At 69.0% G+C, this 13,613-nt stretch carries 13 protein-coding genes; 8 read left to right on the top strand and 5 right to left on the bottom strand.

The genetic code is table 11. The features are described 5' to 3' along the window. Positions 1 to 11: 11 nt before the first annotated feature. Positions 12 to 1,037 (bottom strand): AAA family ATPase, encoded by a 1,026-nt coding sequence (locus tag ABD161_RS00325; RefSeq protein WP_343998609.1) that lies wholly within the window; start codon positions 1,035 to 1,037, stop codon positions 12 to 14. Positions 1,038 to 1,097: 60 nt separating this feature from the next. Beyond that, entirely contained in the window at positions 1,098 to 1,454 is a 357-nt protein-coding gene (locus tag ABD161_RS00320; protein ID WP_233441163.1) for a hypothetical protein, read from the bottom strand. Between ABD161_RS00320 and ABD161_RS00315 the strand changes: the two genes are divergently transcribed. The 4 genes from ABD161_RS00315 (at position 1,356) to ABD161_RS00300 (ending at position 6,369) form a co-directional block, all read left to right on the top strand. Continuing rightward, positions 1,356 to 2,939 carry a DNA glycosylase AlkZ-like family protein gene (locus ABD161_RS00315; RefSeq protein ID WP_233441162.1) on the top strand — a complete coding sequence of 528 codons (1,584 nt, stop codon included), beginning with the start codon at positions 1,356 to 1,358 and terminating at the stop codon, positions 2,937 to 2,939. The genes ABD161_RS00320 and ABD161_RS00315 overlap by 99 nt on opposite strands. 236 nt (positions 2,940 to 3,175) lie before the next feature. After that, complete coding sequence (locus tag ABD161_RS00310) at positions 3,176 to 4,459, top strand: adenylosuccinate synthase (protein WP_343998608.1); 1,284 nt, start codon at positions 3,176 to 3,178, stop codon at positions 4,457 to 4,459. Positions 4,460 to 4,551: 92 nt separating this feature from the next. Next, positions 4,552 to 5,895, top strand: a complete 1,344-nt coding sequence (locus ABD161_RS00305; protein ID WP_343998607.1) for a lactonase family protein — start codon at positions 4,552 to 4,554, stop codon at positions 5,893 to 5,895. A gap of 171 nt (positions 5,896 to 6,066) precedes the next feature. Then, positions 6,067 to 6,369 carry a chorismate mutase gene (locus ABD161_RS00300; protein WP_343998605.1) on the top strand — a complete coding sequence of 101 codons (303 nt, stop codon included), beginning with the start codon at positions 6,067 to 6,069 and terminating at the stop codon, positions 6,367 to 6,369. A 3-nt stretch (positions 6,370 to 6,372) separates the two neighbouring features. Here ABD161_RS00300 and ABD161_RS00295 read toward each other — a convergent pair whose 3' ends face one another. The 3 genes from ABD161_RS00295 to ABD161_RS00285 are packed head-to-tail and all read right to left on the bottom strand — an operon-like array spanning position 6,373 to position 8,344. Further along, positions 6,373 to 7,062: a hypothetical protein gene (locus ABD161_RS00295; RefSeq protein ID WP_343998603.1), complete on the bottom strand. Its 690-nt coding sequence runs from the start codon at positions 7,060 to 7,062 to the stop codon at positions 6,373 to 6,375. Next, positions 7,059 to 7,967 carry an ABC transporter ATP-binding protein gene (locus tag ABD161_RS00290; protein ID WP_343998601.1) on the bottom strand — a complete coding sequence of 303 codons (909 nt, stop codon included), beginning with the start codon at positions 7,965 to 7,967 and terminating at the stop codon, positions 7,059 to 7,061. The genes ABD161_RS00295 and ABD161_RS00290 overlap by 4 nt, the downstream gene beginning before the upstream one ends. Next, positions 7,964 to 8,344, bottom strand: coding sequence for a GntR family transcriptional regulator (locus tag ABD161_RS00285; RefSeq protein ID WP_135114514.1), 381 nt, complete (start codon positions 8,342 to 8,344; stop codon positions 7,964 to 7,966). The genes ABD161_RS00290 and ABD161_RS00285 overlap by 4 nt, the downstream gene beginning before the upstream one ends. A gap of 95 nt (positions 8,345 to 8,439) precedes the next feature. On the opposite strand from ABD161_RS00285, the gene ABD161_RS00280 reads away from it, so the two are divergent. The 4 genes from ABD161_RS00280 (at position 8,440) to ABD161_RS00265 (ending at position 13,613) form a co-directional block, all read left to right on the top strand. Further along, positions 8,440 to 9,444, top strand: coding sequence for a LacI family DNA-binding transcriptional regulator (locus ABD161_RS00280; RefSeq protein WP_343998598.1), 1,005 nt, complete (start codon positions 8,440 to 8,442; stop codon positions 9,442 to 9,444). Positions 9,445 to 9,617: 173 nt separating this feature from the next. Beyond that, complete coding sequence (locus ABD161_RS00275) at positions 9,618 to 10,673, top strand: extracellular solute-binding protein (RefSeq protein WP_343998596.1); 1,056 nt, start codon at positions 9,618 to 9,620, stop codon at positions 10,671 to 10,673. Between the two features lie 67 nt (positions 10,674 to 10,740). Further along, positions 10,741 to 11,820, top strand: a complete 1,080-nt coding sequence (locus ABD161_RS00270) for an ABC transporter ATP-binding protein (protein WP_343998594.1) — start codon at positions 10,741 to 10,743, stop codon at positions 11,818 to 11,820. Further along, complete coding sequence (locus ABD161_RS00265) at positions 11,820 to 13,613, top strand: ABC transporter permease (protein WP_343998592.1); 1,794 nt, start codon at positions 11,820 to 11,822, stop codon at positions 13,611 to 13,613. The genes ABD161_RS00270 and ABD161_RS00265 overlap by 1 nt, the downstream gene beginning before the upstream one ends.

Below are 13,613 nucleotides of genomic sequence, written 5' to 3'. Positions count from 1 at the left end.
ATCGGACCGGATCAGGGGGTCGGGACGGCGGCGAAGATCGCGTCGATGATCTCCTCGCTGCGGACGCCATCGGCCTCGGCCTCGAAGTTCAGCAGCACGCGGTGCCGCAGCACGAGGTGGCGCAGGGCCCGGATGTCCTCGGGCAGCACGTGCGCGCGGCCGTTCAGCAGCGCGAGCGCGCGGGAGGCCTGCAGGAAGGCGATGGAGGCGCGCGGGCTCGCGCCGTACTTGATGTAGCGGGCCTGCTCCTCGCCGATGTACGGGGCGGGGTTCCGCGTGACGTACGCGATGCCGACGATGTAGTTGCGGATCGCGGGGGAGACGTGGATGCGGCTCGCGACATCCTGCAGGAGGTGCACGTCCGCGAGGGTCACCGAGCTGCGGGCGTGGCGCTCCGGGTCCAGCACGCCCGAGTCGATCCGCTCGAGGATCTCGAATTCCTCCTGGGGGCTCGGGTACTCGACGATCTCCTTGAGGAGGAAGCGGTCCATCTGCGCTTCGGGCAGCTCGTACGTCCCCTCCTGCTCGATCGGGTTCTGCGTCGCGATCACGAGGAACGGCTTCGGCAGGCGGTGCACCTCGCCGCCGATCGTGGTCTGGTGCTCCTGCATCGCCTCGAGCATCGCGCTCTGGGTTTTGGCGCTCGAGCGGTTGATCTCGTCGAGCAGCACGAAGTTCGCGTGCACGGGGCCCAGCACCGTACGGAACGATCCGGTGCTCGCGTCGTACACCTGGTTGCCGGTGATGTCGCTCGGCAGCAGGTCGGGGGTGCACTGGATGCGCTTGAACTGCGCGTCGACGGTGTCCGCGAGCGTCGACGCGGCGGTCGTCTTCGCGAGGCCCGGCACGCTCTCGAGCAGGATGTGCCCGCCGGCGATGAGGCCGATCAGCAGGCTCGTGCGCAGCCGCTCCTGGCCCACCATCTTCGCCGAGTAGGAGTCGGAGACGATCCGGATGACCTCGACGGCCCGCGCCATCTCCTCGGGTGTCGGCGCGGCCTTCTGCCCATCGGCGTTCGACGCAGCGGCCTGGTTCATCGTGTCTCCCCTCGATGGACGGGGAGGCGCGACGACACGCGCCACGCCCATCCCCCGCGGTCAGCCTACCTCCGTCGGGATATCGATCCCCGGTCGTTGAGCGACGAGCGCAGTGAGGAGTCGAAACGCGGCGGGTGATACATATCGGGAGCGCGAGGCGTTCCAAAGTTTGGGCGACTTCCAAAACGGATTGCTAATGCCCACAAACTTTGGAAGACTTTGGGGGTGAACCAAAACGAGCTCCGCGACTTGACGAGCCGCGGTGAAACGATCGCGGTCGAGTTCAAGTCTGACCGGCCGAAGTTCGGCGATGACCGGATCGCGGAGGTCGTCGCCTGCCTGGCGAACGCCGAAGGCGGCATCCTGCTGATCGGCGTCGAGGACGACGGCACGATCACGGGCGCGCAGGCGCGACACGGGGAGGTCACGAACCCCCTGCGACTGCAGGCCCTGATCTCGAACAAGACTGTCCCGCCTGTGGTGACCGACGTGGACGTCGTCGAGATCGATGGGGCTGCGGTGATCGTGATCGAGATCCCGCGGGCGGCCTCGATCACCGGCACGTCCGCTGGTCAGTACTCGCGCCGTGGTCTCGGAGGTGACGGCAGGCCTGCCTGCCTTCCGCTGCTCGCTCACGAGATGCTCTCTTCGCGGATCGAACGGGGGGAGGTGGACTACGCCTCGATCGTCGAACCGGATGCCAAAGTGGACGATCTCGATCCATCCGAGTTCGAGCGCTTGCGACGGCTCGTGTCGCCGACCGGCGGGGGCTCGGTGCTCGCATCGTTGAGCGACGTCGAGATCGGCAAAGCGCTCGGCGTCATCGACGGCAGCGAGGAGTCGCCGATCATCCGGCGCGGAGCCCTCCTTCTCTTCGGACGGGACGAGCGTCTGCGCCAGTTCATCCCCACCCACGAGACGGCCTTCCAAGTTCTGTCGGGCACGGCCGTCCGGCAGAACGTCTTCAGTAACGCGCCACTGTTCCGCGCTGCTGAGGATCTCTACACGCAGCTCATGCGCTACGACGAGGAGGACGAACTCGACATCGGGCTGACACGAGTTTCAGTTCCACGGATCCCTGCCGTCGCCGCGCGTGAGCTCATCGCCAATGCGCTTGTGCATCGTGACTACACGATGCAGGGCCCGGTCTCCCTCCAGTTGACAGAGGAAGAACTCACCATCGCGAATCCGGGCGGACTGCCGCGTGGCGTCACTCTGGACAACCTGCTGTCGACGTCGCAGCCGCGCAGTCGCATCCTGTCGGAGGCGTTCTTCCGTGCCGGCATCGTCGAGCGGACGGGGCGCGGTATCAATCGCGTGTTCGAGTCGACCCTTCGCGCCGGCCGAGCGGCTCCTGATTTCTCGCGCACGGACGCGCATCACGTCGTCGTCACGGTGCCGACGGGCCGTGCGGATCTCGCTGTCGTGCGCTTCCTCGTCGCGCATACGGAGCGACGGGGGAGGCCCTTCTCATTGGAGGAGCTGCTCGTCCTGCATGCGCTTCAGGATGACCCGCGCCTCACGGTCGGCGAGCTCGCCGACCTCGTACAGCGATCTCAGATCGCGACGCGCACCGTGCTGACGCGCATGGTCGAGGAGGGGCTCATCGAGATGCGAGGGAATGGGCGAGGGCGTCGCTACACCATGAGCGCAGCGACCTATCGCGAGATCAGCAGCCCCGCGGGGTACGTGCGTGTTCGCTCGTTCGATACCGCCCAGCAGGAGCAGATGGTGCTGACGTACGTTCGCTCGCACGGGAGCATCACGCGGGCCCAGGCAGCAGACCTGTGCGCACTTCCCTCGGACGCTGCGAAGCACCTGCTCCGTTCACTGCGTGACCGGGGTTTTCTGCGGCTGGTGGGAGAACGCAGGGCGGCGCACTACGTCCTCGCTGTTGAGTGACGTGCAGCGTCCCGGCTCCCGGCCTGAGCCGCCGAAGCGGGCACGACGGTCGATTCGTCGCCTAACAACCCCGGGCGCTCACTCCGCTGAACGACCGGACCGAGCCGAAGTGGCGTCTCCTCTGTCTGTCCTGCCCCGTCGGTAGACTTGCCCCGGCCCAGAACGCAGCCCGAAGAGCGGGAGAGAGGTCTTGGGCACACCGAGCCGAAGGCTCGTGCACAGACAGGGGGAAACCCATGCCGGGAATCGTGATCGTCGGAGTCCAGTGGGGCGACGAGGGCAAGGGAAAGGCCACCGACCTGCTCGGTGACCGCACCGACTGGGTCGTCAAGTTCAACGGCGGCAACAACGCCGGCCACACCGTCGTGATCGGCGGCGAGAAGTACGCGCTGCACCTGCTGCCCTCGGGCATCCTGTCGCCCGGCGTGAACGCCGTGATCGGCAACGGCGTCGTGATCGACCTCGAGGTGCTGTTCGCCGAGCTGGATGCGCTGTCGGCCCGCGGCATCGACGTGTCGCGCCTCAAGGTCAGCGCGAACGCGCACGTCATCACCCACTACCACCGCACGCTCGACAAGGTCACCGAGCGCTTCCTCGGCAAGCGGCAGATCGGCACCACCGGTCGCGGCATCGGCCCCGCCTACGCCGACAAGATCAACCGCGTGGGAATCCGCATCCAGGATCTGTTCGACGAGTCGATCCTGCGTCAGAAGGTCGAGGCTGCGCTCGACCAGAAGAACCACCTGCTGGTGAAGATCTTCAACCGCCGTGCGATCACGCCCGAGGAGATCGTCGAGGACCTGCTGTCGTACGCCGAGCGGCTGAAGCCGATGGTGTGCGACACGGGCCTGCTGCTGAACCAGGCCCTCGACAAGGGCGATGTCGTCGTGTTCGAGGGCGGCCAGGCGACGATGCTGGACGTCGACCACGGCACCTACCCGTTCGTGACGTCGTCGTCGGCGACCGCCGGCGGCGCGTCCACCGGATCGGGCGTCGGCCCCGGCCGCCTCGACCGCATCGTCGGGATCGTCAAGGCGTACACGACGCGCGTCGGCGCCGGTCCCTTCCCGACCGAGCTGTTCGACGAGAGCGGCGAGTGGCTGCGCAAGACCGGTTTCGAGTACGGCACCACGACCGGCCGCCTGCGTCGCACCGGCTGGTACGACGCACCCATCACCCGCTACGCGACGCGCGTCAACGGCATCACCGACCTCGTGATGACCAAGCTCGACGTCCTGACCGGCCTGGATGAGATCCCGGTGTGCGTCGCGTACGACGTCGACGGGGTCCGCTTCGACGAGGTGCCGGTGAACCAGACCGACTTCCACCACGCGAAGCCGATCTACGAGGTCTTCCCCGGCTGGAAGGAAGACATCACGGGCGCGCGCACGTTCGAGGACCTTCCCCAGAACGCGCAGGACTACGTGCTCGAGCTCGAGAAGATGAGCGGCACGCGCATCTCGGTCATCGGCGTCGGCCCCGGCCGCGACGCGGTGATCGTGCGTCACGACCTCGTCTGAGCGCCCGCATCGCCTGACCCTCACCTCGTCTGAGTCCGCCCCTCGTCGAGGACCGGATCTGCGAGGACTCACCGCTCTGCGAGGATCGACCCATGAGACTCTGGATCGGGGCCCGCGGGGCCGACATGAAGTCGGAGGCGCGCGGCATCATGGCCGCCACGGCCGGGGAACCCGATTCGCCGCTGGCCGGGGGACCGCTCTCGCTGGTGGGCGACGCGGTCGAGGCGCCGTCGCCCACGTGGCTCGCGGCGCATCCGAAGCTCGACGTCGTGTACGCCGCGCTGGAGGCGCAGGGCCGCGTGGCCGCGTTCCGCCGCACCGGTGAGGCGACCCTCGCGCCCCTCGGTTCGCCCGTCGAGGCCGGCGAGACCACGTGTCACGTGGCCGTCGCGCCCGACGGCTCGCACCTGATCGCCACCGCCTGGGGCAACGGGGTCGTGACCCACGTGGCTCTCGACGCATCCGGCCGCCTCGGCACCCGCACCGAAGCCGAGCCGTCGGCCGATCCGTACGACCGCGAGAACGCGGGCGGGACGTCCGCCCCCGACACGTCCGCGCTGCTGGACGAGCAGCCGGGGGTCGCCGACCTGCGCAGCCTCGTCGAGCGCGGTGCCGACGCGTCGCAGCTCGCGGCGATGCTCGCCGGCGCCACCCCGACGCCGGCCATCGGCGCGGATGCCGGACTCGACGACATCCTGGCCCTGCTCGGGCAGTCCAAGAACCCGTTCGACGATCCCGCGGTGCGCGGCATCCTTCGCGGCGCGCGGGACACCCCGGCCGCCGCGCTCGCCGGCGGCGTCGACCTCGGCGGCGCCGCCTCCGCCGAGCCGACCGAGCCGCGCACCCCGCGCGCGCACTGCACGGTGTTCCTTCCCCGCGGCCTCGTCGCCACGACCGACCTCGGCTACGACCTCGTGCGCATCTGGCGCACCTCGCCGCGCGGGATGACGCTCGACCACGAGGTCGCGCTCCCCCTCGGCACCGGTCCGCGCCACATGAGCCTTCACCCCAGCGGGCACCTCTACGTGGTGACCGAGCACACCTGCGAGATCTTCGTGCTCTCGGCCGGCCCCGACGGCCGCTGGGCGCTGCGCTCCGGCATCGCCGCGTCCCCGGGATCGCTGCCCGGCGACAGCGCCGCCGAACTCACCCGCTCGCGCGACGGCCAGTTCCTCTACGCCGGCCTGCGCGGCAGCGACACGATCGCCGTGCTGCGCGTGCGCGACCAGGGCGACCGGATCGAGCACGTCGCGCTCGCCGAGTCGGGCATCCGCAAGCCGCGTCACCACGTCGTGCTGCGCGACACTCTGCTCGTCGCCGGCCAGGACTCGCACGAGATCGCCTCGCTCGGCATCGACGAGCGCACCGGAGTGCCGGGCAGGGTGCGGCACCGGCTCGCGGTGCCCAGCCCGCAGCACATCCTGCCTTCCTTTTAAGAGCGGCTCACACACTCGGGGCCGCGAGCGGCGCCCTCGCGAGCGAGGCACTGTCGCTTCGCTCCATTGCGGCAGCGCTTCGCGCTGCGGGGTCGCTTCGCTCCACGCTCGCTTCGCTCGCAAGGGACTTCGGTGGTCCCTCGGATCCTGCGCACCGGTAACCTCGTGTCCATGACGGACGTGCCCGCCGAGGACCCCCAGGAGACCCTGCTGCGCCTGCGCGCGAGCATCGACAACATCGACGCCGCTCTCGTCTATCTGCTGGCGGAGCGGTTCCGGGCCACGCAGCTGGTGGGCCGCCTGAAGGCCCGGCACGCGATGCCGCCGTCCGACCCGAGCCGCGAGGAGCAGCAGGTCGCGCGCCTGCGCGCGCTCGCCGAGGCCGCCCACCTCGATCCCGAGTTCGCCGAGAAATGGTTCAACTTCGTGGTGGCGGAGGTCATCCGCCACCACGAAGCCTTCCGCACCGAATAGCGGTCAGGCGATCGTCCGCCGCAGGGTGAGGTACGAGCCGGCCGCCATCAGGGCGATGGCGGGCACCGCCCACAGCGCGAGGCCGAGCGGCCCGGTCTCGACGAGCCACGTCCACGTCGCGGGCCACGCCTCGAGGCGCGTGATCAGGAACACCGCGCCCACCAGCAGCAGGCCGAGCCCGACAAGCACGACCGTGAGCAGGATCGTCCCCCAGCGCTTGTAGATCGTCGCCGACCAGAAGCCGATCACGAAGAAGAACATCGTGATCACGAAGTATGTGATCCAGGCGCCCCACCATCCGGCCTCCCAGACCGCGGGAAGGTAGGAGAAGTAGCCGTTGACGCCGAGGCCCTCGGTCGCCTGCTCGAGCAGGCCGATCAGGACGAAGACCGTCGACAGGATGACGCCCGTGATCGCCGCCGCGACGAGCGTGCCGAGGTAGAACTCCCGGCGCGTCAGGCTCATCGCCTGCGAGAACGGGAACGACAGCGTCATCGCCTGGATGCCCACGGCGAGGAACGCCCACAGCGGCGCCTGGCTTCCGCCTCCGTATTTCGGCTCGTCGATCGGGATCATCGCGAAGATCAGGAACGAGATCAGGAATGATCCGCCGAGGACGATCAGCGGCATCCACAGGTAGGTCACCTTGTTCACGAACTGCAGTCGGACGACGTTCAGCACGCGGCTGTTCATCGCGCCACCTCCTCGGTCGAAGCCGGCGCGGCCGCCGGGGTGTGCTGGGTGCTGCGCACGATGAGCTGCTGCAGCGAAACGGGGGCGAGGTCGAGGCCGGCGGCCTGCGCCTCGGCGCGCTCGGCGGCCGACAGGGCGCCGAGGAACGTGACGGACGTGACCCGGCCGAGGCTCTCGCGGTGGATGACGTCGCGTCCGCGGATGAACGGCTCGACCGCGGCGGCATCGCCGACGAGGTTCGTGGCCTTTTCGCGCGCGTCCTCGGTCGTCTCGTCCATGACGATCCGGCCCTGGTCGATCACGAGCACCCGCTCGATGAGGTTGGCGACCTCGTCGATCAGGTGGCTCGACAGCAGCACGGTGCGGGGGCGCTCCGCGTAGTCGGCGAGCAGGCGGTCGTAGAAGATCTGCCGCGCGACCGCGTCCAGGCCGAGGTACGGCTCGTCGAAGAACGTGACCTCGGCGCGCGCCGCCAGGCCGATGATGACGCCCACGGCGGAGAGCTGGCCTCGCGAGAGCTTCTTGATGCGCGTCTTGACCGGCAGCTGGAAGTCGGCGATCAGCTCGGTCGCGAAGTCCTGATCCCAGTTCGGGAAGAACAGCCGCGCGGCGGCGAAGGCGTGAAGGGGCGTCGCGTCGTCGGGGTACTTCTGGCTCTCCCGCACGAAGCAGAGGCGGCTCAGCACGCGCGCGTTCTCGTACGGGTGCTCGCCGAACACGCGCACGGTGCCGGAGGTCGCGAAGTTCTGCGCCGTCAGGATGGACATCGCCGTCGTCTTGCCCGCGCCGTTGCGCCCGAGGAAGCCGTAGATCGTGTCGCGCTCGATGTCGAAGCTGACGTCGTCGAGTGCGAGCGTGTCCCTGTATCGCTTGGTGAGGTTCCTCACCTCGATGACCGCGGTCATGATCGCCTTTCGGTGGTGGTCGTTGCGCCGTGCTCGCGGATGAGCGCGGCGAGGTCGTCGGTGCCGAGGCCGATCTTCCGAGCCTCGGCGAGGAGGGGGGTGACGTAGCGGTCGGCGAACGCCTGGCGCCGTTCGCGCAGCAGCAGCTCGCGGGCGCCGTCGGCGACGAACATGCCGATGCCGCGGCGCTTGATCAGCACGCCCTTGTCGACGAGCATCGCCACTCCCTTCGCTGCGGTGGCCGGATTGATCCGGTAGAAGGCCGCGAGCTCGTTCGTCGACGGCGCCTGCGCCTCCTCGGCGAGGCTCCCGTCGACGATGGAGTCCTCGATCTGCTCGGCGATCTGCACGAACAGCGGTCTGCCTTCTTCGATCAATCCGATCCTCCGGTGGTCTGGTTACTTACTTGAGTAATGAACCACCAAACCGGGCGGGTGTCAAGGGGTGAGAGCCCTTCGGATACCGTGGCGACATGAGCCGCCGTGTGACACTGCGGGACGTGGCCATGGCGGCCGGCGTCTCGCGCACGACCGCGTCGAATGTCGTCATGGGTACGGGACGGATATCCGCCGAGACCCGCGAACGCGTCCGCGCCGCGATGGTTGAGCTCGGGTACGTGTATCACGAGGCAGCCGGCGCGCTGCGCCGCAAGACATCGCGCTCGATCGGCGTGGTGGTCACGAACATCCACCGCCCGCACTTCGGCGACCTGCTCCTGGGCCTCGAGTCGACCTTCACCGAGGCCGGCTACACCTCGCTCGTCGTCTCGACGATGGACCGCCTCGACCGCCAACAGCGAGCCGTCAGCACTCTGAGGGAGCACAGGGTCGCCGGCGTGGCGCTGATCCCCGCCACGGGCAGCGGTCCCGAGCTCATCGACGTGCTGGACGCGTGGGAGGTGCCCAGCCTGTTGGTGTCGCGCTACATCCCCGGGCAGGAGCGGCCCTACGTGGGGCCGGATGATGTGATGGGCGGCCGGCTCGCCGCCGAGCATCTGCTCGACCACGGCTGCCGCACGATCGCGTACGTGGGCGGCTGGCCCGAGGTCGCCTCGCGCCGAGACCGGATGCGCGGAATGCGGGAGGCCATCGCGGCGCGGGGCACTGATATCGAGCTGACCGACCTCGCGGGCGAGCCCAGCGGCGACGGCGGCTTCGAGCTCGGTCTCGCGATGATCGCGGCCGGGGGCCCGTTGCCCGACGGCGTGCTGTGCCACGGAGATGCCGCGGCCATGGGGCTCGCGCGCGCATTGCACGACGCGGGTCTCGCCGGCCGCGTACGCGTGATCGGCTACGACGGCGTCGCCGCGGCCCGGTATTGGATCCCTTCACTCACGACGGTTGAGACGGACGGCTTCGACCTGGGCCGTCAGGCGGCGGAGGAGCTGGTAGCCGCTCTCGAGCACCACCGCGCGCCCGTCTCGCACCTGCAGCCGCCGCGTCTGATCGTGCGGGAGTCGTGCGGCACGCACGACTGACCGAACGCGGGGCGCCTGAGTCCCGCCCGTCGTGATCTCGACCGTGTCGGTTGACGTCCCCGCGCGCCCTCTGGCACATTTGCTGGCGAGGTGGTGGATCGATCCATCAACAGCCCTCCGCGCAGCATCGCGCGGGGCCGCCTCACGACCATGCGCCAAAGGGGGCACCTGGAATGAACCGTAGGATCCTCGCCGCGGGCGCGGCGATCACCGTGCTGGGCCTTGCACTGACGGGTTGCGGGCTCGAGCAGCCGAGCGGCAGCGGCGGCTCCGGCGGCGAGGGCGAGAGCCTCGGCACCGTCACCATCTACTCGCCGCGTCCCTCGGCCATCACGGATGAGATCGTCCCCATGTTCGAGGAGGCGAGCGGATACGACGTGCAGCTCGTCACCCTCGGCGCCGCCGAGGTCGCCGACCGTATCCGCGCCGAGAAGGACAACGTCCAGGCGGATGTGTGGTGGGGCGGGACGCCGTCGCTGTTCACCCCCGCCGCGCAGGAAGACCTGATCGAACCCTGGGGAGACGGAGTTCTCGACCTCGTCGAGGACGACTTCCAGTTCGACGACGACAAGTGGGTCGCCGAGATGCGCCAGCTGCAGCTGATCGCGTACAACACCGAGATGCTCAGCGAGGAGGAGGCTCCGAAGGACTGGGACGAGCTGATCGACCCGAAGTGGAAGGACCAGATCCTGATCCGCGACGTCGCCGCATCCGGCACCATGCGCGGCATCTATGCGGCGATGATCGCCCGTCATTTCGAGGAGGACGGCGATCCCGAGGGCGGCTACGAGTGGCTGCGCGCACTCGACGCCAACACCAAGGACTACGCCGCCAACCCGGAGGACCTGTATCTGCGGCTCGAGCGTCAGGAGGCCCCGATCACGCTCTGGAACCACCAGGACATCCTGGCCCAGGCAGAGCAGGGTGCGGCGTTCGGCATCATCGAGCCCGCCTCGGGATCGCCGATCAACACGGACGGCATCGCGAAGGTGGCCGGCGGGCCGAACCCGGAGGGCGCCGAAGCATTCGCGGAGTTCCTCTTCAGCCCGGAGACCCAGGACTGGCTCGTGAACAACGCGTTCCAGATCCCCACCGTCGAGATCGAGAACCCGCCCGCGTGGCTGGCGGACCTCACGCTGGAGGAGTTCGAGTACGACAAGGAGCTGGTCGCCGAGCACGAGACCGAGTGGATCGACTACTGGCTCGAGAACATCAAGAACCAGGGCTGATCCGCGGGCCGGCCGGGAGCGTCCTGCCCGGCCGGCCCCCGCATGCATTTCGAAAGGCGAGGAAGACGTGCTCCCGATCCATCTCGACGGTCTCAGCAAGACGTACGGCGAGCGACCGGACGCCGCCCCGACGGTCAGCGTCGACATCACGGTGAGGGCAGGCGAGTTCTTCACCCTGCTCGGGCCGTCCGGCTGCGGCAAGTCGACGCTGCTGCGCATGATCGCAGGATTCGTGTCGCCCACCGACGGGGCGATCCGCTTCGGTGACAAGGACGTCACGCGTATGCCCGCGCACAAGCGCGGCATCGGCATGGTGTTCCAGAACTACGCGCTGTTCCCGCATCTGAGCGTCGCGGACAACGTCGCGTACGGGCTGAAGCTCCGCCGGATCGCTGGAGCCGATCGACGGCGCCGGGTCGACAAGGCACTGGAACGCGTTGGCCTGGACGGCTACGGCGAGCGGCGCATCGACCAGCTCTCGGGCGGCCAACAGCAGCGCGTGGCGCTCGCGCGTGCGATCGTGATCGAGCCGGAGGTGCTGCTGCTCGACGAGCCCCTCTCGAACCTCGACGCCAAGTTGCGCGAAGAGACGCGCATGCAGATCCGCGAGGTGCAGAAAGCGGCGGCGACCACGGCGATCTACGTCACGCACGACCAGGCCGAGGCGATGGCGATGAGCGACCGGATCGCGGTGCTCGCCGACGGACGCGCCCACCAGGTCGACACCCCTCGCCGCATCTACAACGAGCCGGCGACGGCGTTCGTGGCGCGCTTCATCGGCCGCAGCAACGTGGTGCCCGGCGTGGTCCGCGAGGTCGCGGGTGCCACGGCGACGGTCCGCGTCGGCGACGCCGACCTCATCGTGCGGCGCCAGGCCGACGCCGTCGTGGGAACGGGGCAGCAGGTGGAGGTGTCCCTGCGGCCCGAGGTGCTGCGTGTGGTGGGAGAGGCCGAAGCGGCGCTGCACGGCGTGGTCGCCTCGAAGGAGTTCCTCGGAGCGATCGCGATGCTCGAGGTCGAGATCGCGGGCGCGACCGTCGCGGTCTCGACGCCGGATGTCGATGTGGAGACGGGCGCTCGCATCGGGCTTGTCGTCGATCCGCGGGCGGGCTGGCTGATCCCTGAGTCGACCATCGAGGCCGCGTGATGTCGCACACCGTGCCGACGGAGACTGAGGTGGTCGCGCTTGCCGGGGAGCCGACGGAGGGGCGCACAAGGCGCCGGCTCACGCCCGGCGAGCGGTCCATCGTCTTCCTCGCCCTGCCGGTCTTCGCCGTCATCGCGTTCTTCGTCGTTCTGCCGATGCTGCAGACCGCCGCACAGAGCACGGGCGGCGGCGGCTTCTTGGCCAACTACTCGAACTTCATCTCGGGCGGGTCTCAGCGCGCGCTGCTGTTGTCGGTCGGCACGTCGCTTGCCACCGTCGTGCTGTGCGCGATCGTCGGTACCGCTCTCGCAGTGCTGCTGACGCGGTTCGACTTTCCCGGACGCCGCCTGCTGTCCGTGCTGGCGGTGCTGCCGCTCGCGCTGCCTTCGCTCATCGGCGCGATGGCGTTCACGCTGCTGTACAACGAGACCGGCATCTTCCCGCGCGCGGTCGAGACAGTGCTGGGCGTCGAGGCGGCCGCCGTGTCGGTCACGGGCGTGAGCGGCGTGCTGCTCGTGCATGTGCTCACCATGTACCCGTACTTCTACCTGTCGGTGGCGGCCGGGCTCGCCGGCATGGACACCTCGCTGGAGGAGGCCGCCGCGGGACTCGGAGCGCCGAGGTGGAGGGTGTGGGCGACGGTCGTGCTGCCGATGCTCACTCCCGCGCTCGTCGCGGGCGCGCTCCTGACGTTCATGACGTCGATGGCGTCGTTCACCGCGCCGCAGCTGTACAACGTGCCGACCCTGACGATGCAGATCGTCTCGACCCGCGTGGGCGGAAACTACGAGCTCGCCGCGGCTCAGTCGACGGTGCTCGCGGTCGTCTCGATCGGCTTCCTGTTCCTGATGCGGTGGTACCAGGGTCGACAGACGTACCGCAGCCTCTCCAAGGGCATCCAGCGCACGCGTACGCGCACGCGAGGATGGGCGTCGGCGCTCGCCGGGTTCGGCAGCCTCGCGCTCGCGCTGATCCTGATCGCCCCGGTGGCAGTGATCGTGCTCGTCTCGTTCTCGCGCAACCGCACCTGGACCACACAGGTCCTGCCGCCCGAGTACACGCTTGAGAACTACGTGTCGATCTTCACCGATCCTGAGTCGCTGTTCCCGATCAACGTGTCGCTGCAGATGGCGTTCTACGCCACGATCGTGGCGGTCGTGATCGGTGCATCGGCCGCATGGGTGATCTCCCGCTGGCCGCTCGCGCGCGGCAAAGGCCTGCTCGACGCCATGGTGATGCTGCCATGGGCACTGCCGGGCACCGTCATCGGCGTGAACGTGGTCACGGCGTTCGCCGCACCGAGCTGGACGAACTTCGGCCTGGTGCTGGTCGGTTCGCTGCTGATCCTGCCGGTCGCCTACTTCGTGCGGTACGTGCCCCTGGTGTTCCGCGAGACGGGAGCGTCGATCGACACGATCGATCCTTCCGTCGATGAGGCCGCGCAGTCACTCGGAGCGTCGCCCATGCGTTCGATCATGACTGTGGTGATGCCGCTGGTCTGGAAGGGCATCCTCGCCGGCGCGCTGCTGGCATTCATCGACGGCGTCGGCGAGTACGTCGCGTCAGCGGTGGTCTATCCGGTCGGCTACCCGCCGATGTCGATCGAGATCTACAACCGGCTGTACTCGGCCGACCTGGGATCGGCCGCCGCGTACGGAGCGCTGCAGATCGCGATCATCTTCGTGGTGCTCGTCCTTGTCAACCTGATCGAGCGCGGACCCCGCCGCGGGTCGGCAGTGCCGGGGACCGCCGTCCCCACGGCCGCCGCCGAGCCGGGCACCGCCGTAGCATGA

Source organism: Microbacterium paludicola (assembly GCF_039529675.1).
In the GTDB taxonomy this organism is placed as follows: domain Bacteria; phylum Actinomycetota; class Actinomycetes; order Actinomycetales; family Microbacteriaceae; genus Microbacterium; species Microbacterium paludicola.
This window is presented reverse-complemented; position numbering and strand designations above follow the sequence as displayed.